Source organism: Patiriisocius marinistellae, from assembly GCF_009014635.1.
Taxonomy (GTDB): Bacteria; Bacteroidota; Bacteroidia; order Flavobacteriales; family Flavobacteriaceae; genus Patiriisocius; species Patiriisocius marinistellae.
The window spans coordinates 341,569-367,510 of record NZ_BKCF01000001.1; the positions used below are offsets into that span (position 1 = coordinate 341,569).

Sequence of the window (25,942 nt, forward strand, 5' to 3'; positions counted from 1 at the left end):
AAAATATACCTTAGGAAAAAATATAATAGGTTTCCTAAGGGTGTTAATCTAAACTTAATTTTAGATTATATTTGTATGATGAACACCCTACTCTTACAAACCCCATTAGGTATTTTATCCATTGCTGGAGATGACCAAGGTTTACAAAAAGTATTGTTTTTAGAAGAAAAAAATGGTGCTACTACTTCGGAAATATTAACAATGGAAATTCCCCTTGTCTTAAAGAAAACAGCGCAACAGCTAAAAGAATATTTTAACGGTTCCCGAAATAGTTTTGATATTCTCTTAAATCCTCAAGGGACTACATTTCAGAAAAAAGTATGGGAAGAGTTATCAAATATTCCTTATGGAAAAACATGCTCATATCAAAAAATGGCTAATAACCTTGGAGACCCAAAAGTGATTAGAGCAGCTGCCTCTGCAAATGGCAAAAATCCTATTTCTATTATAATTCCTTGCCACAGAGTAATAGGCAGTGATGGGTCATTAACTGGATACGCAGGAGGGCTTCATAGAAAAAAATGGTTGCTAGAACACGAAAGTCCTGTAACACAAGGTGCTTTATTTTAAAATTTGTAACAAGTATTACCATTACAAAACCAATATCTAAAGTCTACTAAAAATGAAGAAAAAATTGAGTTATCTCATTGGCACACTAATACTTTTGATCGCACTGGCCTATATTACAGATTACGACTATATTTTAAAAGGAGTGCGAGTGGTGTACCTTACAGGACACACATCAGCATATATTGACGACGCAAAACATTTTGAAAACGATACTATTTCTGCATCGTCGCAACCACAAATGTGGAAAACACATCATAATTATAATACAGCATCACCTACTCCAGCGCTTACTAAAATCAATAATGATCTTGGAACTATAGCTTTTGTTATTATCAAAAACGATAGCATTTGGTATGAAAATTATGCAGACGGGTATTCTGCAACTTCACAAACAAACTCCTTTTCCATGGCAAAAAGTATTACAACGGCACTTTTAGGAAAAGCAATAAAAGATGGTTTTATTTCATCGCTAAACCAGCCAGTGCGTGATTTTTACCCATCTTTTGAAAATCAAAAAATGACCGTAGGCGATTTATCCTCCATGTCCTCTGGGCTTAATTGGGAAGAATCTTACACAAGCCCTTTTAGCGTGACGGCCCGCTCCTATTATGATGATAATCTAGCCAAAACTATCCTTGGATTAAAAGTGACTGAAACTCCTGGACAATCATTTAAATATTTAAGTGGAAATACCCAACTTTTAGGAATGGTTATTCAAAAGGCTACTGGAAAACCTATTGCGCAATACTTGCAAGAAAGTTTTTACGAGCCTATGGGTTTTGAACAGGCAGCAACATGGCAAGTTGATGATGCTGAAAATAGATTAGCAAAAACCTACTGCTGCATTGCTAGTAACGCCAGGGATTTTGCACGATTTGGAAAACTTTTTAAAGACTTCGGAAATTTTAATGGGGAACAACTTCTTGATTCATCATTTGTAGCAAAAGCCATTAAAGCGCGTTTCGCTGATAGTCCAGAATATGGTTATGGCTTTTGGTTAAGTAATCACATGGACAAAGACATCTTTGTAATGCGAGGAATTTTAGGACAGTATGTAATAACAATTCCAGAAGACAACCTCATCATTGTGAGACTAGGGCATCAAAGAGGTACTCGTTCTGACAGACCCTTTAGTGATGATTTTTATGTATATGTGGAAGAGGTTTATAAAATGCTGGAAGCAAATTAGACCTAAAATTAGAAATGATTAATTATAGTGTAATTTTCAAACTAATGATATCTCATTAATTTTATGTAGTTTTAAAAAGACTCCCCGTCATACAAACTATCTATGCTTAAGCGAATAAACCTTGAACATATCCTTTTCTTGGATATTGAAACAGTACCTCAATTTGAACATTTTGACAACCTTGATGAAACCACAAAACAACTATGGGAGTTGAAAACAAAATACCAACGAAAAGATGATTTTACCCCTGAGGAGTTTTACGATCGTGCAGGAATCTGGGCAGAATTTGGAAAAATTGTGTGCATTTCAGTAGGTTACTTTAAGATAACGGGAGAAACTCGAAATTTTAGAACTACTTCATTTTATGGTGATGAACATCAAATTCTTTCTGACTTTAAAACACTGCTTTCCACACATTTTAACAAATCGCAACATGTACTATGCGCTCACAACGGTAAAGAATTTGACTTTCCGTATATCGCTAGACGCATGATTATTCATGGAATTGACTTACCGTTTAAGCTTAATTTATTTGGCAAAAAACCTTGGGAAGTACCACATCTAGATACGTTAGAGTTATGGAAATTTGGCGATTATAAGACCTTTACTTCACTTAAATTGATGGCACACGTACTCGGCATCCCTTCGCCTAAAGATGATATTGATGGAAGCGAAGTGCGAAACACATATTATGTTGATAAAGACATTGATCGCATTGTTATATATTGTGAAAAAGACACAGTTACAGTGGCGCAAATAGTTTTAAAGCTTAGAAATGAAACATTGCTATCAAGTACTGAAATTCTTTCTGTGTAATTTTTATGCTTCGGAAATTTGACAGGCCTTAAAAAAATTAATATTTCAGAATAGAAAATAATCAACATTACATTTCCGAAGAAAAAAGTTTAAAAAAAAAGCCCGATTCGTAATGAACCGGGCTTTTAACTTAAACTAAAACTTACTCTTTAACAAAGCGCTCAATAAATTGGTTACGCTCAGTATTTACTTGAAGTACATATACTCCACTACTCAAGTTAGTAACATTAATAGTGTTTGTAAAGTCACCTTTTAATACTACTTGTCCTTGAATATTATAGACCACAAAGTCAATTGCAGTTGTTCCTTGAAGCGCAATATTTAACTCAGAACCTGATACTGGATTAGGATAAATTTTGAAAGCCCCAGATACTGGTGGACCATCTATTGCATTGTTACCTGTTGCTTGTGTGCTATTTGAATTTTGTGTTCCACAAGCTCCTATGTTAGTCCAGCTAGATGCTGCACGCTCATATAAAAAGCCGTTGTATGTTACACGGTCTCCTACGCTATAACTTGTGCTACTATTATAAGCTGGTACTCCTGCACATTGATCAACTGAACTTGCAATACGTACATTATCAATAGCAATATCTGCCTGCCATGTCGCACCAGTTAATCTATTGAAACGTAATTGAATTGTACCACCAGCATAGGCTGCAAGACTTACAGTTTCCTCTAACCAAGTATTTCCTTGATTGCCTGTTTTGTTCCATAATGTCGTCCAGGTTGCACCATTATCGCTACTTGCTTGTAAAGCAATACTCCCCATATCTGACGCTCCATACATATGGTAGTTGAATGTAAAAAATGCTTGAGATACTGTGCCTAAATCTATACAAGGAGAATTTAAAATCGCTCGTTTATTAGGGTATCCTGTACCATTTCCAGATGCTTCTACATACATATAAAATGATCCGGCAGCTCCACCTGAAGGACCTGTTCCAGATGAAGGTGTTCCAGCAGAATCACGTGTCCAGTCTATATCATCTGCACTACTTTGAGTCCAAGCTCCTAAGCCGTTTTCAAAACTCTCCGTGTATGGGAAAGATGAAATTCCGTTAGTACAACCTCCTGATGAACCTCCAGCTGTTGTAACATTAACAGTATTACTATATCCTGAAACATTACCCGCAGCATCCTTTGCACGAACTCTAAATTGATACGCAGTTGCAGCAGTCAATCCAGTAATATTGGCAGATGTCCCTGTAACTGTTCCTAAATTAGAGGTTCCTTGATAAACATCATATCCTGTAACACCCGTATTATCTGTTGAAGCATTCCAGCTTAATGTTACTGAAGTTTCGGCAACATTAGATGCTGATAAACTTGTAGGTACGCTTGGTGCTTGTGTATCTGCAGTAGCGTTACTAATTACAACCGTGTAATCTTCTACTTCACCATATGTAAATGCTTGACAAGATGTAGGGATCGCATTATATTGCATTGAAACACGCATACGAGTAGCTCCATTTGTAGCACTTGCTGGCACTGTAAATGTACCGCTATTAGGAGTATCTTTTGATGGGGCTTTAGACCAAACTTGTTCTCCGCTGTCTGTAAAATCTCCATCTGCATTATAGTCAATCCAAACTGAATACGCTTCATCATAAACAGTTCCTGTCCACGTAGGCGTTACAGTAATAGTTTGTGCTTCTCCTTTAGCAAGTGTTGTAGAAAGGTTTGTAAAATCTGAATAAAACTGAGCTCCAGAAGCATTGTTTATTGTGTTTAATTGAACACGACTTATATACTCATCATTTGTATTTGTACTTGCAGAATCACAATAATTTGTACCTCCACCACCACCTGCAGTAGTTGTTACAGACACTGTATTACTAAAACCAGAAACATTCCCTGCGGCATCCTTTGCACGAACTCTAAACTGGTATGCAGTATTTGCAGTTAATCCTGTTACATTAGAAGAAGTTCCTGCAACCGTTCCAAGAACAGTGTTTCCTTGATAAATATCATATCCTACAACTCCTATGTTATCTGTAGAAGCATTCCAGTTTAATGTTAATGAAGTACTCGCAACATTTGAAGCTACTAAAGATGTAGGGTTTGAAGGTGCTTGATTATCTGCAACAGCATTACCAAGTCCTGTAATTACTAGGCTAAAATTTTGACTTCCACTACTTAATGAACCTTTATGAGTTACTGTTATTGTATAAGTCCCTGAAGCGTTAGCTACATCAACACGCTCATAATTATCTTTTGTATTATCACCTTTTCCATTAGTAGTAACTCCAGTTAATCTCCATGGGCTAAAAGTAGTTCCTCCTTTAGTAACTCTAACGTCTAAGTCATTAACTAAGGCTGGAGTTCCTGAATTTGTACCATTATTTACAGAACCTGCTATATCTGTCCAAGAGATAGATGCTAATAAATCATTTACACCATCAGAATCAACTGTTACTGAATATGTTTGTCCAGAGTTTAGTGTTATTTCTTCAATTTTTGAATCGCTTCCGTTCGTTGAAATTACTTGTGCTGCTCTTTTAGCATTCATTAATCCCCAACCATAAACTGCATCAGGACCATTAGGTCCGGCATCATCTGCTGTGTGTAATGCTATTCCTTTTAACGTTGCAGAACGCATGAAGTTTCCGTTAACATTATTATAATGTTGTTGTAATAAGAGTAATGAACCTGCAACATTAGGTGAAGCCATTGATGTTCCTGTAATGCTAGCATATGCTGTATTACTACTCTCGTAAGTTGAATAAACTGAGGTTCCATTTCCTGTAATATCTGGTTTAATACGGTAATCATCTGTTGGTCCCTCACTACTTGAGCTATTAATTGAAACGCTTATTAAATCTCCATTATTAGCAATATTAGCATCTTGCGCATTTGCAACAACCATGTTATTTTTTGAAGTAGAATGCCCAGTCAATTTATCATAAGATGAGTTTCCAGCTAAAGGATTACCATTATATGAGTTTTGGTTTCCATCATTACCCGCAGCTACAACCATTAAATAATAAGGTGCATTATACATGACGTTGTCCCAGTCTCTTGAATCTTGTATGTAAGCACCAAAGTATTGGTCTGGTACAAGGTCACCTCTAAAGCCATAACTATGGTTTGAAACTAACATTCCATTAGCCGCTTCAGCGGTTGCTTCTGCTACATCGTTATTCCACATAGCGCCACGAACTTTAGAGCGAGGAGCCATTCCTTTTGCTGCGGCTGTAACTCCAGATGCTGTAATTGTTCCAGTAACGTGTGCTGCATGAAAGTTAAGCTGCGTTCCTCCTTCTGAAGCTGCATCAATGATAGTAACTCTATTACTTCCACCAGCACCATCATATTCTTGGTGTGAAACTCTGGCGTGACCACCATCCCATACATTTGCAGTCATGTTCTGACCGTCTAAGTTTAAGCCTAAACTTCCACCTATATTAAGATGATTAGTTCTTGTTGATCTTGCAGCTGCTACATTATAAGTACGGTAATATATAGGACTTCCATCTTCGGCTATCCTTTGAAGTTCTGCTACTCCGCCATCCTCTAATGTAAGTTTAATAGGTAAATTTCTTTGCTGTGCAATACTAATTGCTTGTTGCTTTTCTGCTGCTCTTATTTGTGTATACGAATCACTAAGACTTGTGAGTTCTTGCACATTTGAATTTGCCATGATTTGCTGGCGTTCAGCCTGGGTCTGTGCCGTAACGCAAACTCCAGTTAATAGTAAGGATGCAGCCACCGCCACAGACCTTAGGGTAATTAGATTTGTCATTTTGTTATGAATTAAAGTTAATAAAATTGTACTAAGTGCATGGTTTGTTAGCGCCAAAAAATATGGCACACAATGCTAAGCTAAAGTGCATTAAACACTAAAACTTATATGTAATTATAATTTAAATTGGTACTTGAGAGTACAAATGATAATCGCTTGAAAATTTGCGATGTAAGAAAGCTTTTTGAAAAAACTTTGCGAGGGCGGGGATAACATATTTAATTACTTTATTAAGTAATAGTAGCTCTGGTGGCTGCTTCACATTTCTCTTTTCGTCTATTTTATTTTGTGCGTTCACAGGTACATTTTTTACTATGAACACTTTTAATGACGAAAAGAAAAAATCTGACAACATAGTAGATTTTTTCATAATTATTTATGATTTTAATTAGTAATAACTGATATTTTTATCAATACTCTACGAAAAAACAAAATAAAATTTAAAAATCCAATTTATTCCTCTTAAAATATTTAAGAAAAAATTAACAATTATAACCCTATTAACCTAATAGGCTGTTTTTGCTAGGATAAACTCTTTTTCTTAAAATAATTAAAAATGTACCTTTGGGTAAAAGTGAGTTAATTATGTTGCTAAATGTTGAAAACCTCTCCATTTCTTTCGGAAGAAAAAAAAAATTGGTTGAAGTGATTCATGATATTTCTTTTTCAGTCGCTGAAAATGAAATTGTTGGAATCGTTGGAGAATCTGGTTCTGGAAAATCTGTAACTTCAATGGCAATTATGGGATTGCTTCCGAAGAAAAACACAACTATAAAAGGTACTATAGCATTTAATGAAACAGCATTACTAAATTTAAAAGACACTACATTTCAGAAATTAAGAGGAAACGAAATTTCCATGATTTTTCAAGAGCCCATGAGCGCTCTCAATCCATCTTTAACTTGCGGCTTTCAGGTTGCAGAGATTTTAAAAATTCACACAAAACTATCTTCTCAAGAAATAAGAAAAGAAGTTATTTCTCTCTTTGAAAAAGTAAAATTACCTAGACCAAATATATTATATAATAGTTATCCTCATCAAATAAGTGGTGGCCAGATGCAGCGTGTAATGATAGCAATGGCAATTGCCTGTAAGCCTAAATTACTCATTGCAGATGAACCCACAACGGCACTTGATGTAACTGTACAGAAAGAAATTTTACAATTATTAAAAGAGCTTCAAAAAGAAACTGAAATGAGTATCCTTTTCATATCGCATGACTTAGGATTAGTTTCTGAAATTTGTGACAAAATACTAGTGATGTACGAAGGAAAGATTGTTGAGCAGGGAACAAAAAAAGAGATTTTTCAATCACCAAAAGATAATTACACCAAAGCACTACTTGCCTCTAGACCCACTTTAAGTTTGCGCTTAAAGAGCCTGCCTACAATTGCTTCTATAGAAAACAATCTGTTTACTCCTGTAGAAATAACACCATTAGATCGTGCAAAAAAACACCAAAAGCTATATACAAAAGCCCCTTTATTAACTGTAAATAATGTAAAAAAAACATATTATTCTAATGCAGGGCTTTTTTCAAAAAAAAGAGAAATAGAAGCAGTAAAAGGGGTGTCGTTTAATGTTTATGAAGGGGAAACTATAGGTCTTGTAGGCGAATCTGGCTGCGGAAAATCAACACTTGGAAAAGTAATTTTACAATTAGAAAAGGTTACTGCTGGAAATATAAAATATAAAGGAAGAGAACTTACGACCTTAAAAACATCAGAAATTAGAGAACTTCGAAAAGATATCCAACTCATCTTTCAAGATCCTTATTCTTCTCTTAACCCTCGAAAAATAATAGGCGAAGCATTGACTGAGCCAATGCAAGTACACAATATAGGGTTTAACAAAAAGGTAAGAAAAGAAAAAGCATTGCTACTATTAGATCGTGTAGGTCTTGATGCCGTTTTTTACCATCGTTATCCCCACGAGCTTTCTGGTGGTCAACGGCAGCGTGTGGGGATTGCACGAACAATTGCAATGGAACCTAAGCTTGTTATTTGTGATGAGAGTGTTTCTGCTTTGGACATTTCGGTACAAGCGCAGGTTTTAAATTTATTAAATGAATTAAAGGATGACTTTGGCTTCACTTATATATTTATTTCACATGATCTTGCTGTTGTAAAATATATGGCGGATCAATTATTAGTAATGAATGCTGGAGAAATTGAAGAAATGGGAGATGCTGACGAAGTGTATGCTAACCCTATTAAAGCGTACACTAAAAAATTGATTGAAGCAATTCCTGGTACGTAATTGCAATCAAAAACCTCAATTATCAATAACGCTTTCGCGGAAATTTGATTCACTTTAAATTTTTACATGTTTCATTAAAAATTTGATTTTCTTATAAATTTTTAATGAAATTTATTCCAAAAAAAAGAAAAAAAATAAGCCCGTTCTAACCTCACAAAGAACGGGCTTGGACCTTTATCTGTATCGTAGCAGATTCGGGGTAAATAACATTAAAACTTTATGCCAATAAAAAAACTTTTTTTGCAACGTAAAACACATTTTTTATTAACGAAGATGTGCTTTTAATTTTTTTAAAAATCATTTGCATAGTAGGTAATTTCATTTTGTTTGGGAATTCAAATATGCAAACTAAAATCAATTTAAACCGATAAATAACGTATATTTTCGACAAAAAGCATAAAAATTTAACATTTGAACATCGTTTTCATAGACGAAAGAGGTATTTCGTCTTGAAAAAAGATCAAAGAAGATTTGTTTTCAGAAGTGTATTAAAACAATAGTGCTCAAAGCTAGTGTTTATGGAGTTCTAACTAAATTCTAAAATTAGACTTAGTAAAAAAATTGGCGCTTGTGTATTTAGGAAAATTTTAAGTATTAAAAAGGGTTTTTTATACTTTAAGTTTTAGAATGTCATTTCAGGAATATCTCCATCAATTATCAAATTGCCTTCAGTTGCCGCGTCAATTTCTTCCACACTAACGCCTGGAGCTCTTTCTAACAATCTAAATTTACCATCTTCAATCTCAAGTACTGCAAGATTTGTTACTACTTTCTTTACACAATTTACTCCCGTTAATGGCAAACTACATTGCTTTAATATTTTTGATTCTCCAGCTCTATTTGTATGCATCATTGCCACAATAATATTTTCTGCACTTGCAACTAGATCCATTGCACCACCCATTCCTTTAACCATTTTCCCAGGAATTTTCCAATTTGCAATGTCTCCATTTTGCGCTACTTCCATAGCTCCTAAAATGGTTAAATCAACGTGTTGTCCTCGTATCATTGAAAAACTCTTTGCGCTATCAAAAAACGAAGCGCCTTTCATTGCAGTAATTGTTTGTTTTCCTGCATTGATTAAATCTGCATCCTCTTCTCCTTCAAATGGGAACGGGCCCATACCTAAAATTCCATTTTCACTTTGAAATTCTACTTCTATATCATCACGTACAAAGTTTGCTACTAGTGTTGGAATACCTATCCCTAGGTTTACATAATATCCATCTTTAACTTCTTTAGCAATACGCTGTGCTATTTGTTCTTTTGATAATGCCATAATTTAATTTGAAATGTTAACGGTCAAATTTAGGTCTCGACTGCACTCGACCAGACAGGAGTCTATTTTTTTCTTACTGTTCTCTGCTCAATTCTCTTTTCATATTTTTCTCCTTGAAAAATACGCTGAACAAAAATTCCTGGGATATGGATTTGATTAGGGTCTAACTCACCAGCGGGCACAAGTTCCTCTACCTCAGCTACTGTAATTGTTGCTGCTCCACACATATTTGGGTTGAAATTGCGGGCTGTTCCTTTAAAAATTAAATTACCTGCTGTATCACCTTTCCATGCTTTTACAAATGCAAAGTCTGCATTAAAAGCATGTTCTAACAAATGCATTTTACCATTGAACTCCCTAGACTCTTTGCCTTCTCCAACTTCGGTCCCATAGCCTGCTGGAGTATAGAAAGCAGGAACTCCACTTTGAGCCGCAAGACAGCGTTGTGCTAATGTTCCCTGCGGAATTAATTCCACATCAAGCTCTCCGCTTAACATTTGGCGTTCAAACTCTGCATTCTCTCCTACGTATGAAGATATCATTTTCTTTATTTGGTGCTTCTGAAGCAATAACCCAAGGCCAAAATCATCCACCCCAGCATTATTAGAAATACATGTTACTTGCTTTACATTGAGTTTAACGAGTTGGGCAATCGCATTTTCTGGAATACCACTTAAACCAAATCCCCCTAACATAAACGTCATTCCGTCTTTCACCCCTTTACAAGCGGTAGTTACATCTTTCACAGTTTTATTAATCATCGTGTACTTTGTTTGCTATAAAAATAGTGAAAAGTGAGGAGCTAAGTGTTTTTTGGAAGGTGAAATTTACTTTGCTTAGTTGGTTCTTCGACAGGCTCAGAGAGATAAACAACATAAGCTAATAAAAGCTATTGTAAGCTTTTGCTTTTAGAAAAGTGTTTTATTTAAATCTAAAACGTCCTAATTGGTTTTTTGAAAGCAATATTTTCATTAAAAACAATCACTTCAACCCCAATACATTTCCGAAGTGATAACAAAAAAAATGCTTCGAAATTTCTTCCGAAGCATTTAAAATCATTTTAAAAATCAAACTCATCTGGGACTTCTTCTTCGTCTTTATCCATGTTCTCTTCTTTCCATTTAGCGCAGTCGATTTCAATGGTGAGTTTATCTGGTTTTTTAAAGCTACCGTTCGAAATACCTAGGCTCTCATTTGCATAAACATCTTTCATATACATCCCCCAAACAGGTAGCGCCATAGTAGCTCCTTGCCCATAAGCAGTACTTTTAAAATGTACTGAGCGATCTTCTCCACCTACCCAAACTCCGGTTACTAAATTGGGGACCATTCCCATAAACCACCCGTCACTATTGTTTTGTGTGGTTCCTGTTTTACCAGCAATAACGTTTGTAAATTTATAAGGATATCCCGTAACAGCATCTTTATATGCTCCGTAAGCTCTTCCGCTATGTCGCAGTCTTGAACCTGAACCTGATTGTGTTACTCCTTCCATTAATTTAACAGTTACATAAGCAGTTTCACTACTAATAACGTCCTTAGTTTCGGGTACGTGCTGATATAAAATTGTTCCATTTTTGTCTTCAATTCTAGTGATTAAAGTTGGTTTTACATAGACTCCTTCGTTTGCAAAAGTACTATAGGCTCCTACCATTTCGTATAAAGATAAATCTGCGGCACCTAATGCAATTGATGGTACTGGCACAATATCTTTAGTTTCTATTCCCATTTTTCCAGCTAATTCAATTACAGGCTCAGCACCCACTCTATCAATTAATCTCGCTGTAATTGTATTTACTGAATTTGCAAGCGCGTTAGTTAATGATAACATTCCGCCGTAATCACCACTTGCGTTTTTAGGACACCAGTCTTTTGTATTTCCTCGTTTTCCTGCTGGAATACAATATGGTGTATTTGGCAAGGTGTCGCAAGGCGACATGTGCATCTGGTCGATTGCAGTGGCGTATACAAAAGGCTTGAAGGTTGAGCCTATTTGACGTTTACCTGTTGTCACCATATCATACTTAAAGTGCTTATAATTTATACCTCCCACATACGCTCTTACTTCTCCTGTTTGAGGTTCCATTGACATCATTGAAGCTTGTAGAAAGTTTTTATAATATCTAATTGAATCTCTAGGAGTCATAATCGTATCTATATCACCTCCCCAAGCAAATATGCTCATCTTCTCCTTTTTGTCAAAACTTGCTAAAATTTCTTTTTCGGTTTTACCTTCTTCACTCATAATTCTCCAACGCTCACTTCGACGCATTGAATTATTAATTATTTTTTCAATTTCTTCACTAGTTACGTCTCTAAAAGGCTTGGTTTTATTCTTCTTATTTTGACTATCAAACTCTTTTTGAATATTTGCCATATGCTTATCCATAGCATTCTCTGCATAAGTTTGCATGCGAGAATCTATGGTCGTATAAACTCTTAAACCATCACGATAGATATTAAAGTTTGTTCCATCTGTCTTAGGGTTATTTTCTGTCCAGTCTGCCATAAAAGCACGTGCATATTCTCTAAAATATGTTGCGATTCCTTCAACGTGCCCTTGCGGTGTATATTTAAACTCTAATGGTAGTGCCTTCAAACTATCTTTTACTTGCTCGCTTATGTAATCATACTTTGCCATTTGACTTAATACAACATTACGTCGGTTTTTTACACCCTCAGGATTACGTAGCGGGTTATATAAGGATGAGTTTTTAAACATACCCACGAGCATTGCGCTCTCGCTTGTTGTCAACTCTCTTGGCGGTTTGTCAAAATAAATATTACTAGCAGACTCAATACCAATTGCTTGGTTTAAAAAGTCATACTCGTTGAAATACATTGTTAATATTTCATTTTTTGTATAGCGACGTTCTAAACGTGTTGCAATAATCCATTCTTTAACCTTTTGAATACCACGTTGAAATTTACTTTTTGATACATTATCAGTAAATAACTGTTTGGCTAATTGCTGGCTAATTGTACTGGCCCCACCTTTACTTCCTAAAAATACTGCAGCACGAACTGTACCCCTAATATCTATGCCGCTATGGTCATAAAAACGAATATCTTCTGTTGCTAGTAATGCATTTATAAGGTGGTCTGGTAATTCTTCGAATGGAACAGGAGTTCTATTTTCTTTATAAAATTTACCTATAACCTTACCATCGACTGCAATAATTTCGGTTGCTAAATTTTTTTCTGGATTTTCTAAACTTGTCTCATCTGGAAGGCTTCCAAAAACACCAAAAGATGCTAATAAAAACAATAAAATTATCCCTAAAATTCCAGCGCCTAGTAGCATCCAGAAAATCTTTAACGGTGTCCACTTTTTCTTAGGCTGTTTTTTTGCTGTTGCCATTGTAATGTTTAAAATTGAAGCGTTTCAAAATTTCTTAATATTACTTCGGAAATTTGAAATTGTTTTAGTTTTATTTATCTCTGACAAAAAACGTATTGTTTTTTGATATTCTTACTGCCCTTTTAGTATTCGTTATGTTTTGGCAATTATTCGTTTATGATTACATAAAATTTCCGAAGCCTTTAAAAAACTATTTATTTTTAGCGACTTCCACACTATAACCCACATCACTTATTCCTTGTAAATTTTTAACGCCTTGTACATTACCATTATTGCGGACTGCATGTGTTATGCCTAGTGAGTAATTTCCGTTTTCACGAAAGCTAAAATTTTCTTTGTAATATAATTTACTTTCCTTAATACTGCCTATTCCTTCTCCTAACCAAGAACCATCTGGGGCAGCCATTTTATATTCTAACGTATCTACCGCCGTTTTTCCGTTGGGGTACTGCATTGAAACGATTAAAAATAAATTATTAAATGGGTACTCGTTTGTGTTACGCACATTTACAAAAACATCATATTGTTTAATACTATCCAATACTGGTATTTCAAAATCAATTTTCTCGTCCACATCCCATGAGTTTCCAGATAATGTATGCGTATCTCCAGCAACTGTCGCGTTGTCACAGGCAATAAAAAAGCAGGTTATTATGAATACATAGAATATTTTACCCATCGCTTTTAGGCCCTGATTTTGGCGGGTTATTTTTATTATTGTTTGTACGCCTTTTATTGTTGTTTCTTCTTGGTTTTGCAGAAGACCCTTCTTTTGAAGGCGCGGCACCTTTAGGTTTTGGTTTAGCACCAGTTTTAGCTCTTTGTTTTGAATTTCTATTCCCACCTTTGCTTTGAGAAGCTCCTGCAGTAGCTGTTTTTCTATTACGATTATTTCTGCGTTTTTTGTTTTTAGACCTTTTTGGTTGATCAAAACGCGTTAAACTATCTTGGCCTACAACATTACTAAACAACTCTTTTTCATCAATCTTAGCATATGCTACAAACTCTTCTAAACTTGCAACAGTATTCCCTTTTTTATTAATAGCGATAATTTCGTTTACTTTCTCAACAGAAAGCTCATGCCAATTCATCCCTTCTCTTTCATAAGCAAACCAGAGCAAGCCCTTAAAAATATCTGTCTTTTGACAAACAGCATTTCCTTTTTCTGTTTTAAGTTTTACATCGCTACGCGGAAATTCTTGAAGGGCATCAAGATAGGTGTCTAATTCATAATTGAGACAGCATTTTAATTTTCCACATTGTCCTGCGAGCTTTTGTGGATTTAAAGATAATTGCTGATAACGAGCTGCTGATGTGTTTACAGACCTAAAATCTGTCAACCATGTTGAGCAACATAACTCACGCCCACAACTTCCTATTCCGCCCAAGCGAGCAGCTTCTTGACGAAAACCTATTTGTTTCATCTCAATACGTGAGTTGAAGGTACGTGCAAATTCTTTTATTAATTCTCTAAAATCTACGCGCTCTTCAGCGGTGTAATAGAAAATAACTTTTGATGCATCCCCTTGGAATTCCACATCACTTATCTTCATACGAAGACCTAAACGAATAGCGATTTCTCTAGAGCGTTTTTGAACGTCAGCTTCACGGTCACGCACTCTTTGCCATATATCGATATCCTTTTGTGTGGCTTTTCTATAAATTTTAGGAAGTTTTTCTGCGTTAGGGTTTTCCTTTTTCTTTTTCATTTGTACGCGTACCAACTCACCTGTGAGGGTAACTTGGCCTATGTCGTGTCCAGATTCTGCTTCTGTAGCAACAACATCGCCAATACTTAATGTAAGATTTTCGCTATTTTGATAAAAGTGTTTTCGTCCATTTTTAAAACGAACCTCAACTCCCGTAAAGAGAATCATATCTGCCGGAAGTGACATATTTGAAAGCCAATCAAACACCGTTAATTTATTGCAACCATCAGTACCGCAAGTTCCGTTATTCTTGCAGCCTTTAGGTTGTCCATCGGTGCCCGTGGCACAGCTAGTACAGCCCATATTTTATGTATATATAAAGGAGATTGTTTGTGTTTGCGGTAGTAATTCAAACAACTTTATTCATCAACGCCACCGCTTTCAATCCACAGTTATTGTGGAACGTTTTATTTGCCCTTGTATTGCCAAGGACTATTACAATCTCTCGAAAAATTAAACAATAATTTAATAGGTAAAGATATTAAAATTTCCTCCCTAAATCCCTACTAGAGCAGGGACTTTTTAATGGATGATAAAACATATCTTAAAAATTTGAAAACCTAATCTTCGTTTAAAGAACTTTGATCTTTAAAAGTTTTAGTGCAAAGCCTTAAATAGAACTCTTTATTTTTTAAACTTAAGTTTCTCACTTCTTCCCTTTTTGAAAATTTTGTTGCTATTGTGAGTTCCTGCACGCAATGCTTTTTGCTCCTCATCTGGTAGTTTTGTTACTTCTTGACATTCTGTTGAACAACAATTATCCATTTGTTTTGCACAATCATCGCATTGAATAAAGAGTAAATGACACGCTTCGTTTTCACAATTTACGTGATTGTCGCATGGGTTACCACATTGATGGCAGTTTGCAATAACATCATCAGTAATACGCTCTCCTCTACGATGGTCGAACACAAAGTTTTTACCTATAAATTTATTTTCTAAGCCTTTTTCGTTCACTTCTCGTGTATATTCAATGATACCACCTTCTAACTGAAAAACATTTTTAAATCCTTTGTGTTTGTAATAGGCACTTGCTTTTTCGCAACGAATTCCTCCCGTGCAGTACATCACTAGTTTTTTATCTTCCTTATGGTCTTTAAGCTGCTCCTCTATTATATCTAATGAGTCTCTAAAGGTGTCTACATCTGGTGTTACAGCATTTTTAAAATGGCCAATTTCACTTTCGTAGTGGTTTCGCATGTCTACTAATACCGTATTTGGATCTTCGATGAGCTCGTTAAAAGTTTCGGCGGCTACGTGGACGCCTTTATTTCGCACATCAAATGTTTCATCATTTAGACCGTCTGCGACTATTTTATTGCGGACTTTAACCTTTAGTTTTAAAAAAGATTTTAGGTCATGCTCAACGGCTATATTCAGTCTAACGTTTTCTAAAAAATAAATTCCGTCAAGAAATTCTTTAAAATTTCCGAAGTTATGAGCAGGTACAGAAAGCTGCGCGTTTATGCCTTCGTTAGCTACGTAGATGCGCCCAAGGACGTTGAGCTCGTCCCATTTTATAAAAAGGTGATTTCTAAAAAGTTCTGGGTTGCCTATTTTAGCGTATTGATAGAAAGAGAGCGTCAACCGGTCTTCTCCGGCTTGTTCGAGCAACGTTGCTCGCTCTTTCGCGCTTAAGGTATTGTACAGTTGCATGCTATACGTTTTTAAGGTTGAAAAAATAGTGAGGTGCAAAGGTAAAAATAATACTGAGAATTAAAATGTGCGTGTGGAGTTCTTTAGAAATATTAAGAATTTGCTATTTAGTTGATTTTTAAAGATTTTTAAAGAAAGTTTACTAAATTTAGTATCAACTAAAAATATCACGCTATGAAAAAAATTATATTTTTACTTATTTGCATAATTAGTTTTAATGCTTATGCACAAGATTCACGGCTTATTGATACAGACACCTGGTACATTGAAAAAATCACCCTTGAAGGTGAAGATTACCTATCACCACTTTATGGTCTACCACTAAATGGCATTAGTAGTTTTACTGAAAACCCCAATGAATTTTTATTTAGCTATTGTGATGGCTTCTCCACAACTATTACATATAGTAGTGACACTGCGTTTGAATTACCAGTAGAAGACCCGATAATTTTATTAGGTATGTGCACAGTGCAAGCTGAAGTAACTTTTGATTCACGGTTTCAAACTATATATTATGACAATGGAAATTATAATGGACCATTTACCTATGAAATCAACGAAATGGGAAGTGAAAAGGAACTAATTGTCACAAATTCTGCAGGAGATAAGGCTTATTATAACACTATAGCACTTTCCATAGATGAAAATAGCTTTGCAAACGTTACGATATACCCTAATCCCGCAAAAGATATTTTAACCATTTCCACTACAAATATTGAAAACAGCACTGTGACTATTTATAATATTCTTGGTAAGGAGGTTATGAATGCTGCGATTGATACGGCTTCTCAACAATTAAATATTGAGCATTTAAATGCAGGTATTTATTTGATGAATGTTGTTGCAATTAATGGAAAACAACAAACGCTTAAATTTATTAAAGAGTAACTATTCTAAACACAAAATTATGAATGCGCTATTTTACTTAGATAGCGCATTTTTATTTCCGTGATTTCAAGGGCTTCGGAAATTTTAAGGAATGGCTATCATTACTATTGTTTAAAATGCATAACTTAAATTTCCTTCCCAATTTATATTTCAAATAAGTAACGGTATTTATGCTGTTGTACTAGTTTGTGATAGCGAAATTGTTGCCTCAAAAAATTTGTCAAAAAATTAAATTTTAATAACATGAAAAATATTTTATTCGCACTAATTATGTTGCAAGGCATATTATTAAGTGCACAAGACCCACAATTGTTTAGTACAACTTGGTATTTGCGTAATATTGTCGTTAATAACACAGATAATTTTCCACCTGTTATCGCAAGGTTAGAATTCTATGATTCAAATCCATATGGAATTTCGCTGGGAATATGCGAGGATTTTTACAGCAGCCAATTAACATTCAATAACACGGAAGAAACATTTTCAATTTTTGGAGGCTGGTTATCTGGTGCAGGAGACTGCAACAACCAAACTTTTGAAACTTACCGTTTATTTTATTATAACTTTTATGAAGGCAACGAATCTATGCCGTTTGAATATTTAATAACACAAACTGGAAATGAATTATCATTGATAATAACAGCTGGAAACGGTGACAAAGCATTCTATGGAAACACAATGCTCTCAACACAAGAGCAATCTAAATTACGCATCACCTTGTTTCCCAACCCCGCAAAAGACGTGCTAATGATTTCCACCACAAACATTGAAAGTAGCACAGTGATTATTTATAACATGCTAGGGAAAGAAGTAATGACTGCTGTCATTGACACAAACTTGCATCAATTAAACGTTGCATCGCTCAGAGCAGGGATGTATTTAATACAAGTTACCGCAAGCGACGGCAAAAAACAAACATTTAAATTTATTAAAGAATAATAAAATAAATTTATAAAATGCGCTATCCATTAAGGTAGCGCATTTTTTATTGATTGCAGTTTAAATTGTAATTTTATACAATGCAAACATTCAAATACTATCTTTCATTTATTGCAATTATTATTATTAATCTGCTCTTCTTACAATGCGGCACTGCACAAAAAGAGGTTATACAAATGACAACAAATCCACCATTTAAAATACTCGAAGCCACCCACCAAGATTGGGTTGCTGGCGTTCAAGGAGGTGGTGCTGGCACTACCGTGATGATTACATTTAGTGACATTGACAGGGACGTTGAAATCCTTAATTTTTACTTCGGAAATTTTAAGGCATTAGCAAATGTGCTCCCCAATAAAACGTTGGCGTATCAAGCCAATATTTTGAACAATATTAATGATGACCGTAGCATGAATATTGACCCTAAAAAAGAAATTAATAAGCTACCACACCCCAAAAGCCAATTTAATGTAGCGCCAGGAAATGCAATTATTGAGTATCGATTTAATGGGAATGTAAATTTTTACAAAGTGACGAAGATGATTGAAAAACCACTTTTGGCATATCCAAGCGCAAACCCTAATGAAAACAGAGGAGGGTTATAGTATATTTGTCTTTCATTATCCTTTAAAGTTTCCTGTTTCTATTTCCGTTTTTCTACATTTACGCCCTCTAAACAACACCCACTTTGTCGGTATTTAAAAAACTCTTTCAACAAACCTTTATATATGGCTTGGCTACAGTGCTGCCTCGCGCATTGGCGATTGTATTGGTGCCCTTATATACATCTGTACTTGCGCCATCGAGTTTTGGTATTTATGCAACATTGATGTCTTATATTATTTTAGGAAATGTTTTGCTTTCCTACGGAATGGAAACTGCTTTTTTCAGATTTATTAATAAAGATGCTTCAAATAAAAGAGTTGTTCAATCAACTGCGCTAACATCGCTTACCGTATCATCTATTTTGTTTTTTACTATTACTTTTTTATTGAAGGATTCGCTTGCTGTTTGGTTAGATTTTAAACCTGAATACATTTTATATGCATTACTCATTTTATTACTGGATGCACTTGTAGTTTTACCTTTTGTATGGTTGCGTGCCAACGAAAAACCCATGCGTTATGCGGTAATAAAAATATTGAATGTGTGTATAAATTTGGGAGCCAACTTATTTTTCTTTTTAGTACTTCCAGAATTAGCTGCAAACAATACTGAAAGTTTTTGGTCAGGTATCTTTTCCGAAGAAAACAAAGTTGTTTACGTGTTTATTTCAAATGTAATTGCCAGTGGTTTTACGCTACTATTATTGTTGCCGTTATACTTTAAAATTAAATTTGGGTTTAATAAAACCATCTGGAAACAAATGCTCAAATATGCATTTCCAGTATTAATTGCAGGAATTGCTTTTTCAATTAATGAAGCTTTTGATAAAATTTTGCTAAAATATTTATTACCTGAGAATATTGCCGAAAAAGAAGTGGGTGTGTATGCAGCTTGTTATAAACTAGGCGTGTTTATGACCTTGTTTGCAACAGCTTTTAGACTGGGTATTGAGCCTTTTTTCTTTAATCATGCAGGGCATGAAAATGCAAAAACTACCTACGCTACAATAACCAAGTATTTTGCCATTTTTGGGAGTTTTATTCTATTGTTTGTAATTGTTTACATAGATTTTTTCAAAGAAATTCTTATTAGTGATAGTCAATACTGGGAAGCCTTATGGGTGGTACCATTTATATTGCTTGCTAATTTATGTCTTGGCATTTATCACAATTTATCTGTATGGTATAAAGTGACAGATAAAACTAAATATGGCGCTTATATATCTATAGCAGGGGCAATCATCACTCTCGTATTTAACTTTGCATTAATACCATTAATAAGCTACAAAGGCGCTGCAATTGCAACCCTTGCGGCGTATGGCTCAATGATGTTTTTGTCTTACTTCTACGGAAGAAAACACTATCGTGTACCCTATGATTTAAAAAAGATAGGTGGATATGTAATGCTTTCGGTGTTATTTTCTGGAGTAGTCTTTTATGGATTTGAGCGAAATATCTACCTTGGGACTGCGTTATTATTGGTATTTTTGTTTGTGGTAATTGTTTTTGAGAAAGACGATTTCCGAAGTATTTTAAAGAAATAAAATATGAGCTTATTCAATAAAATTTTAGGCAATGCCAGCGAAGTATCTTCTGAAGATCTAACAACAAAATATCAAACGTTGTTAATCGAAGGTGAGGAGGTAGAACTAGGCTTTAAGATGTTACGAGACGTATTTATGTTTACAAATAAACGGCTTATTTTAATCGATGTTCAAGGGCTTACAGGAAGTAAAGCAGAATATAAATCAATGCCATACAAGAATATCTCTCGGTTTTCGTTAGAAACCGCAGGTACTTTTGACTTGGATGCCGAATTGAAAATTTGGATCTCTAGTGAAAACACACCTACTGTAAGTAAAAAATTTAATAAAAGTATTGATGTCTATGCCGTGCAACGGTATTTAGCTCAAAAAGTAATGTAACAAACATGACCGTACCTATTAAAATTATAAATAAGTCAACCCATCCATTGCCTAGTTATGAAACTATAGCGAGCGCAGGTATGGACATACGTGCAAACGTGACCGAGTCCTCAACCCTAAAACCATTACAACGTGCCATTGTTAAAACGGGGCTTTTTATTGAATTGCCTGTAGGCTTCGAAGCGCAAGTACGTCCTCGAAGTGGTCTTGCTGCAAAAAAAGGAATTACAGTTTTAAACAGCCCAGGAACTATTGATGCAGATTATCGTGGCGAGATTGGGGTTATTCTTGTAAATCTTTCAAATGAGGATTTTACAATTGAAAACGGCGAACGCATAGCACAATTAGTAATTGCAAAACACGAGCGTGCCGTATTTGAAGAAGTAGAAGTGCTTTCAGAAACAACTCGTGGTGAAGGGGGTTTTGGTAGTACAGGAGTAAAGTAAATATTTATAAAACAACGATTGCTTTCCGTCTTCGCGGAAATGAAAAAAATATTAAAATGAAAATAATAGTTCCAATGGCAGGCCGCGGAAGCCGTCTTCGCCCACATAGTTTAACAGTACCAAAACCATTAATTCCTGTTGCGGGAAAGCCTATAGTACATAGATTAGTCGCAGATATTGCTGGTGTTTTAAATCAAGATATTGAAGAAATCGCTTTTATTCTAGGTGATCCAGCGTTTTTTGGGGATGACGTTGTTGAGAGTTTAAAGGAACTTGCAGAAGGTCTTGGAGCTAAAGCTAGTATTTACCGCCAGTTAGACCCTAAAGGAACTGGCCACGCAATAATGTGTGCTGAGCCTTCTTTGAGTGGACCTGCGGTCATTGCGTATGCAGACACATTGATTCGTGCTGATTTTGATTTAGATAAAGAAGCAGATGCTGTAATCTGGACCAAGAAAGTTAAAAACCCAGAGGCGTATGGTGTAGTAAACTTAAACGATAATGAAGAAATTGTTGAGCTTGTTGAAAAGCCAGAAACATTTGTAAGCGATCAAGCTGTGATTGGTATTTATTATTTTAAAGATGTTGCTGTACTTAAAAATGAATTGCAATATGTTTTAGACAATAACATTATAAATGGTGGAGAATATCAAATAAATGATGGTATTAAACGCATGATGGCTGATGGAAAGATATTTAAAACTGGAACAGTTAGTGAGTGGATGGACTGCGGTAATAAAGAAGTAACCGTAGAAACAAATAAAAGAATGTTAGGCTTTTTGCACGAAGCAAAAGAATCACTAATTTCAGAAAAAGTAATTAATGAAAATAGCGAAATTATCTCACCATGTTTCATTGCAGAAGGCGTTGTTTTAAAAAATAGTGTTGTGGGTCCTCATGCATCCATTGGTAAGGGTACGGTTATTGAAGATAGTACCGTAAAAAACAGTATTATCCAGACAAATACAACTATTAAAAACGCTGTTCTGGATAATGCAATGATTGGAAATCATGCTCATTTTGACGGTAAATTTACTAACGTAAGCATTGGTGATTATTCACAATTAAAATAATAGTGCTCAAAGAAACCTTTTGACAAGTAATTTTTTAAAATAGGTTTCCATCACATTTTACTAAATAACTACATGGTGAAACTAAAATATATATGTATCGCTCTTTTCTTCGGAAATTTCATATTTCCGCAGTCGGCGTTTGCACAAGAAGAAGAGGAACCAACGGACGATTTAGGAAATGTTACGGATGCATTTCAAGAAAACTTTTACGAGGCTTTAAAGCAAAAGTCAATTGAAAATTATGAGCTCGCAATTATATCTTTAGAAAAAGCAAAAGCCGCTTCAAAAGGAAATAAAAATGGTGATGCAATTATATATTTTGAGTTAGCAAAAAATCAAACCAAACTTAAATACTACGACACTGCCGAGGAAAATTATAATAAAGTTATTGAAACAAATCCAGATAAATTAGAGGTACTTGAAGCTCTTTATGACCTTTATTATTTAAAAAGAGATTATGATAAGGCAATTCCATTAGTAAAACGGTTAAGTGCTATAGATGAGGATTACAAAGAAGATCTTGCAAATTTATATAGCAGAACAAAGCAGTATGATAAATCTATAACTATTCTTGACGAGCTAGACGCCTCTTGGGGAGAGAGCACTTATAGAGACGCACTACGCAATCAAATTTATAGGATTACAGGAAACAGTCAAGGAGCAATTGATAACCTAGAAACTAAAGTAGATAAGAACCCTAAGAACGAAAAAGATTATCTAAATCTAATTTATTTATATAGTGAAGAGGGTAATACAGACAAAGCATTTGAAACTGCTAAAGAACTCCAAAAAAACAACCCTAAGAGTGAGTTAGTACATCTTGCGCTTTATAAATTTTATCTTGATAAAGGTATTACAGATGAAGCATTAAAATCAATGAAAGTTGTTTTCAAATCTGAGGAAATAGATAAAGAAAGCCAATATAAAGTATTAGGTGATTTTTTAAGTTTTGTTAATGAAAATCCAGAATATGAAAAACAACTTGATGAAACTGTCTCTCTTTTCTCAGCACAAAATAATGGACAAGTTTATGAAAAACTGGGAGATTATTATTTGACTAAAGGGAATAAAGAAGCCGCATTAAAATTCTTTGAAAAAGGAATTATACTCGACGCAGATAATTTTAGTTTACTAAAAAATACTTTATTATTACAAATAGATGTTGCAAATTTTGAAGCAGCAAAAAAGTTGAGCAAAGAAGGCTTAGAGGTTTTTCCAGCACAACCTTTAGTGTATTTGTTACACGGCGTTTCCCTAAATAGTTTAAACGATTTTGATGGTGCACTCGAAACACTAGAAACAGGAATTGATTACTTATTTGACAATCCAAAAATGGAAAAAGACTACTATGAGCAGTTGAGCATAGGATATACGGGTAAAGGAAATACTAAAAAAGCAACCGACTTTGCCAATAAGGCGGCGGCGATACAAATTTCAAATTAAGAAAATGAAAATACGAGCTATTTTAGTTATAGGGCTGATGTTGTTTATTTCCGCTTGCGGAAGTACAAAAACTATTAAAGGCACAACCACTGCATCTGCAACAATGACAACTAAAAATCTAGTAAAGGCCCATAATGGAGCTACTCAAAATTTTAAGACACTCGCAGCAAGACTTCAAGTAAAATATGATGATGATAAACAATCGCAGAGTATCACTACGAGTGTGCGCATGGAAAAGGATAAAGTAATATGGATTAAAGCATCTATTTTAGGGATCACATTAGCAAAAGTTTTAATAACTCCAGAAAAAGTAAGTTTTTATGAGTCTATTGATCGCAGTTATTTTGAAGGTGATTTTGCGCTTTTAAGTGATTTATTAGGGACTGAAATAGATTTTAAACAAGCACAATCTATTCTTTTAGGTAATAGTATTGTACCTATTTCATCTCAAAAATATGAAACACAAGCTTCTAATAATAAATATCAAGTAACCCCAAAACAGCAAAATCCTCAAATGCTATTAACGCTCTTGTTCAACCCAGATAATTTTATGCTGTCTCAAGAAACTGTTTCGCAACCTCAAAAAGGACGTAATCTTTCGGTTACCTACGGAAATTATAATAAAATAGAAACAGATTATTATCCATCAACCATAAGTATTCTTGCAACAGAAAATACTAGTGTTACAAGCATTGATATGAAATATAAAAAGATTGATCTCAATGTTTCGGTAAGTTTTCCGTTTACTATTCCAGATGGGTACAAAAAAAGAACCTTAGATTAAATATGAAGTTACGCGTAATTTTTTTCGGTTTTCTTTTATTCGCAAGCCTTAGCCCTGTTTTTTCACAGTCCAAAAAACAACAACAACTAGAAGAGCGAAGACAGCTTATTTTAAATGAAATTAAGCAAATTAATTCTTTGTTATTTAAAACGCAGGGTCAAAAAAAGACCGTTTTAACCGAGGTTGAAGATTTAGATCAACGGATCAAGGCACAGGAAAATCTTATTAGAGTTACAAACCAACAAGCAAATTTACTCACGCGCGAAATAAACGAAAATACTACTCAAATTTCAAATTTAAGAGCTGAGTTAACGGAGCTTAAAGATGATTATGCTGCAATGGTGCGCAAATCGTACAAAAGTAAATCACAGCAAAGCCGAATTATGTTTTTGTTGTCTTCCCAAGATTTTTTACAAGCCTACAAGCGTGTACAGTATATGAAACAGTATGCTAATCATAGAAAAAAACAAGGGGAAAGTATTAAAGAAAAAACGATTTTACTTCAAGACTTAAATCAAGGGCTTATAGACCAACGTAAACAAAAAGACAAACTTATTGCAGAGAATAAAGTTGCAAAGGCTAACCTTAATAAGGAAAAGAAAAATCAAGAAGCGCTCATTGCAACATTAAAAAAAGATGAAACTGGGTTTGCTAGTCAAATACGCAGTAAGCAAAATGAAGCAGATAAGTTAAATAAAGAAATTAAAGCTATTATTAGAGCGGTTATAGCTGAAGCTAATAAAAAAGCAGCAGGAAGTAGTACCGTAAAGCCTAAAGCTTCTTTAAGTGGTGGATTTGCCCTTACTCCAGAGGCTGCAGCATTAGCAAAAAATTTTAGTAATAATAAAGGTAAACTTATTTGGCCTGTTGAGAAGGGTGTTGTTTTAAATAGATATGGAACCCGTCAACATCCTCAATTTCCTAACGTAACTCAAATATTTCATGGGGTAGAAATTGCCACTAGTAAAGATGCAAAGGCAAGAGCTATTTTTGAAGGAGAAGTTGTCCAAATACAACAAGTAAAAAACGCGAACAAAGCTGTTTATATTAAACATGGAGATTATATTACAATTTATAATAACTTAGCAAGCGTATCTGTAAAAAAAGGAGATAAAGTATCTGCCAAGGACAATTTAGGAACTATTTTTACACATCCTACAACAGGAAAAACCGTCATTAAATTCTTAGTGTATAAAAATAGCACCGAGATGAATCCAGCAGATTGGATTTATAGAATGTAATTTCAAGATATTAA

The 25,942-nt window shown here is 34.7% G+C and carries 22 protein-coding genes; 14 read left to right on the forward strand and 8 right to left on the reverse strand.

What is annotated here, in order from left to right; translation table 11 throughout:
• Positions 1 to 78 precede the first annotated feature (78 nt).
• From GB234_RS01480 to GB234_RS01490, 3 genes are all read left to right on the forward strand, one after another.
• The gene (locus GB234_RS01480) at positions 79 to 570 is read left to right on the forward strand and encodes a methylated-DNA--[protein]-cysteine S-methyltransferase (protein ID WP_151893724.1); all 492 of its coding nucleotides are present in this window, start codon (positions 79 to 81) and stop codon (positions 568 to 570) included.
• 52 nt (positions 571 to 622) lie between these two features.
• On the forward strand, positions 623 to 1,759 hold the full coding sequence (locus GB234_RS01485; RefSeq protein ID WP_151892737.1) for a serine hydrolase domain-containing protein: 1,137 nt from the start codon (positions 623 to 625) through the stop codon (positions 1,757 to 1,759).
• A gap of 102 nt (positions 1,760 to 1,861) precedes the next feature.
• Positions 1,862 to 2,575, forward strand: coding sequence for a 3'-5' exonuclease (locus GB234_RS01490; RefSeq protein WP_151892738.1), 714 nt, complete (start codon positions 1,862 to 1,864; stop codon positions 2,573 to 2,575).
• Positions 2,576 to 2,717: 142 nt separating this feature from the next.
• Here GB234_RS01490 and GB234_RS01495 read toward each other — a convergent pair whose 3' ends face one another.
• Positions 2,718 to 6,320 (reverse strand): S8 family serine peptidase, encoded by a 3,603-nt coding sequence (locus GB234_RS01495; RefSeq protein WP_151892739.1) that lies wholly within the window; start codon positions 6,318 to 6,320, stop codon positions 2,718 to 2,720.
• 121 nt (positions 6,321 to 6,441) lie between these two features.
• Complete coding sequence (locus tag GB234_RS01500; RefSeq protein WP_151892740.1) at positions 6,442 to 6,690, reverse strand: hypothetical protein; 249 nt, start codon at positions 6,688 to 6,690, stop codon at positions 6,442 to 6,444.
• A gap of 215 nt (positions 6,691 to 6,905) precedes the next feature.
• Here GB234_RS01500 and GB234_RS01505 point away from each other — a divergent pair, with 215 nt between their 5' ends.
• Entirely contained in the window at positions 6,906 to 8,579 is a 1,674-nt protein-coding gene (locus tag GB234_RS01505; protein WP_151893725.1) for an ABC transporter ATP-binding protein, read from the forward strand.
• A 622-nt stretch (positions 8,580 to 9,201) separates the two neighbouring features.
• On the opposite strand, the gene GB234_RS01510 is transcribed toward GB234_RS01505, so the two are convergent.
• The 6 genes from GB234_RS01510 to trhO all read right to left on the reverse strand — a co-directional run bounded on the left by GB234_RS01510 (position 9,202) and on the right by trhO (position 16,584).
• Entirely contained in the window at positions 9,202 to 9,858 is a 657-nt protein-coding gene (locus tag GB234_RS01510) for a CoA transferase subunit B (protein WP_151892741.1), read from the reverse strand.
• A 62-nt stretch (positions 9,859 to 9,920) separates the two neighbouring features.
• Positions 9,921 to 10,619 (reverse strand): CoA transferase subunit A, encoded by a 699-nt coding sequence (locus GB234_RS01515; protein ID WP_151892742.1) that lies wholly within the window; start codon positions 10,617 to 10,619, stop codon positions 9,921 to 9,923.
• 299 nt (positions 10,620 to 10,918) lie between these two features.
• Positions 10,919 to 13,219: a penicillin-binding protein 1A gene (locus tag GB234_RS01520; protein WP_151892743.1), complete on the reverse strand. Its 2,301-nt coding sequence runs from the start codon at positions 13,217 to 13,219 to the stop codon at positions 10,919 to 10,921.
• 190 nt (positions 13,220 to 13,409) lie between these two features.
• Positions 13,410 to 13,898 carry a gliding motility lipoprotein GldH gene (locus tag GB234_RS01525; protein ID WP_151892744.1) on the reverse strand — a complete coding sequence of 163 codons (489 nt, stop codon included), beginning with the start codon at positions 13,896 to 13,898 and terminating at the stop codon, positions 13,410 to 13,412.
• Entirely contained in the window at positions 13,891 to 15,231 is a 1,341-nt protein-coding gene (locus tag GB234_RS01530) for a PSP1 domain-containing protein (protein ID WP_151892745.1), read from the reverse strand. Before GB234_RS01530 ends, GB234_RS01525 begins: the two co-directional genes overlap by 8 nt.
• Positions 15,232 to 15,552: 321 nt before the next feature.
• Positions 15,553 to 16,584 carry an oxygen-dependent tRNA uridine(34) hydroxylase TrhO gene (gene trhO, locus GB234_RS01535; RefSeq protein WP_151892746.1) on the reverse strand — a complete coding sequence of 344 codons (1,032 nt, stop codon included), beginning with the start codon at positions 16,582 to 16,584 and terminating at the stop codon, positions 15,553 to 15,555.
• 174 nt (positions 16,585 to 16,758) lie between these two features.
• On the opposite strand from trhO, the gene GB234_RS01540 reads away from it, so the two are divergent.
• The 10 genes from GB234_RS01540 (at position 16,759) to GB234_RS01585 (ending at position 25,928) form a co-directional block, all read left to right on the forward strand.
• A complete protein-coding gene (locus GB234_RS01540) occupies positions 16,759 to 17,472 on the forward strand; it encodes a T9SS type A sorting domain-containing protein (protein ID WP_151892747.1) in 714 nt (237 codons plus the stop codon).
• A gap of 243 nt (positions 17,473 to 17,715) precedes the next feature.
• Positions 17,716 to 18,411: a T9SS type A sorting domain-containing protein gene (locus tag GB234_RS01545; RefSeq protein ID WP_151892748.1), complete on the forward strand. Its 696-nt coding sequence runs from the start codon at positions 17,716 to 17,718 to the stop codon at positions 18,409 to 18,411.
• Between the two features lie 80 nt (positions 18,412 to 18,491).
• The gene (locus GB234_RS01550; protein ID WP_151892749.1) at positions 18,492 to 19,016 is read left to right on the forward strand and encodes a hypothetical protein; all 525 of its coding nucleotides are present in this window, start codon (positions 18,492 to 18,494) and stop codon (positions 19,014 to 19,016) included.
• A gap of 83 nt (positions 19,017 to 19,099) precedes the next feature.
• A complete protein-coding gene (locus GB234_RS01555) occupies positions 19,100 to 20,560 on the forward strand; it encodes an oligosaccharide flippase family protein (protein ID WP_151892750.1) in 1,461 nt (486 codons plus the stop codon).
• Between the two features lie 3 nt (positions 20,561 to 20,563).
• Positions 20,564 to 20,941: a PH domain-containing protein gene (locus tag GB234_RS01560; protein WP_151892751.1), complete on the forward strand. Its 378-nt coding sequence runs from the start codon at positions 20,564 to 20,566 to the stop codon at positions 20,939 to 20,941.
• Between the two features lie 5 nt (positions 20,942 to 20,946).
• Entirely contained in the window at positions 20,947 to 21,387 is a 441-nt protein-coding gene (gene dut / locus GB234_RS01565; protein WP_151892752.1) for a dUTP diphosphatase, read from the forward strand.
• 56 nt (positions 21,388 to 21,443) lie between these two features.
• Positions 21,444 to 22,460 carry a sugar phosphate nucleotidyltransferase gene (locus tag GB234_RS01570; protein ID WP_151892753.1) on the forward strand — a complete coding sequence of 339 codons (1,017 nt, stop codon included), beginning with the start codon at positions 21,444 to 21,446 and terminating at the stop codon, positions 22,458 to 22,460.
• 72 nt (positions 22,461 to 22,532) lie between these two features.
• Positions 22,533 to 23,903: a tetratricopeptide repeat protein gene (locus tag GB234_RS01575; RefSeq protein ID WP_151892754.1), complete on the forward strand. Its 1,371-nt coding sequence runs from the start codon at positions 22,533 to 22,535 to the stop codon at positions 23,901 to 23,903.
• A 4-nt stretch (positions 23,904 to 23,907) separates the two neighbouring features.
• Positions 23,908 to 24,687: a lipoprotein insertase outer membrane protein LolB1 gene (gene lolB1 / locus GB234_RS01580; RefSeq protein ID WP_151892755.1), complete on the forward strand. Its 780-nt coding sequence runs from the start codon at positions 23,908 to 23,910 to the stop codon at positions 24,685 to 24,687.
• 2 nt (positions 24,688 to 24,689) lie between these two features.
• Entirely contained in the window at positions 24,690 to 25,928 is a 1,239-nt protein-coding gene (locus GB234_RS01585) for a murein hydrolase activator EnvC family protein (RefSeq protein WP_151892756.1), read from the forward strand.
• The last annotated feature ends 14 nt before the right edge of the window (positions 25,929 to 25,942 follow it).

Bases quoted from the DNA above. Each gene is read 5' to 3' on its own strand.
- GB234_RS01480 (WP_151893724.1), top strand. From the start codon at position 79: ATGAACACCCTACTCTTACAAACCCCATTAGGTATTTTATCCATTGCT.
- GB234_RS01485 (WP_151892737.1), top strand. From the start codon at position 623: ATGAAGAAAAAATTGAGTTATCTCATTGGCACACTAATACTTTTGATC.
- GB234_RS01490 (WP_151892738.1), top strand. From the start codon at position 1,862: ATGCTTAAGCGAATAAACCTTGAACATATCCTTTTCTTGGATATTGAA.
- GB234_RS01495 (WP_151892739.1), bottom strand. From the start codon at position 6,320: ATGACAAATCTAATTACCCTAAGGTCTGTGGCGGTGGCTGCATCCTTA.
- GB234_RS01500 (WP_151892740.1), bottom strand. From the start codon at position 6,690: ATGAAAAAATCTACTATGTTGTCAGATTTTTTCTTTTCGTCATTAAAA.
- GB234_RS01505 (WP_151893725.1), top strand. From the start codon at position 6,906: ATGTTGCTAAATGTTGAAAACCTCTCCATTTCTTTCGGAAGAAAAAAA.
- GB234_RS01510 (WP_151892741.1), bottom strand. From the start codon at position 9,858: ATGGCATTATCAAAAGAACAAATAGCACAGCGTATTGCTAAAGAAGTT.
- GB234_RS01515 (WP_151892742.1), bottom strand. From the start codon at position 10,619: ATGATTAATAAAACTGTGAAAGATGTAACTACCGCTTGTAAAGGGGTG.
- GB234_RS01520 (WP_151892743.1), bottom strand. From the start codon at position 13,219: ATGGCAACAGCAAAAAAACAGCCTAAGAAAAAGTGGACACCGTTAAAG.
- GB234_RS01525 (WP_151892744.1), bottom strand. From the start codon at position 13,898: ATGGGTAAAATATTCTATGTATTCATAATAACCTGCTTTTTTATTGCC.
- GB234_RS01530 (WP_151892745.1), bottom strand. From the start codon at position 15,231: ATGGGCTGTACTAGCTGTGCCACGGGCACCGATGGACAACCTAAAGGC.
- trhO (WP_151892746.1), bottom strand. From the start codon at position 16,584: ATGCAACTGTACAATACCTTAAGCGCGAAAGAGCGAGCAACGTTGCTC.
- GB234_RS01540 (WP_151892747.1), top strand. From the start codon at position 16,759: ATGAAAAAAATTATATTTTTACTTATTTGCATAATTAGTTTTAATGCT.
- GB234_RS01545 (WP_151892748.1), top strand. From the start codon at position 17,716: ATGAAAAATATTTTATTCGCACTAATTATGTTGCAAGGCATATTATTA.
- GB234_RS01550 (WP_151892749.1), top strand. From the start codon at position 18,492: ATGCAAACATTCAAATACTATCTTTCATTTATTGCAATTATTATTATT.
- GB234_RS01560 (WP_151892751.1), top strand. From the start codon at position 20,564: ATGAGCTTATTCAATAAAATTTTAGGCAATGCCAGCGAAGTATCTTCT.
- dut (WP_151892752.1), top strand. From the start codon at position 20,947: ATGACCGTACCTATTAAAATTATAAATAAGTCAACCCATCCATTGCCT.
- GB234_RS01570 (WP_151892753.1), top strand. From the start codon at position 21,444: ATGAAAATAATAGTTCCAATGGCAGGCCGCGGAAGCCGTCTTCGCCCA.
- GB234_RS01575 (WP_151892754.1), top strand. From the start codon at position 22,533: ATGGTGAAACTAAAATATATATGTATCGCTCTTTTCTTCGGAAATTTC.
- lolB1 (WP_151892755.1), top strand. From the start codon at position 23,908: ATGAAAATACGAGCTATTTTAGTTATAGGGCTGATGTTGTTTATTTCC.
- GB234_RS01585 (WP_151892756.1), top strand. From the start codon at position 24,690: ATGAAGTTACGCGTAATTTTTTTCGGTTTTCTTTTATTCGCAAGCCTT.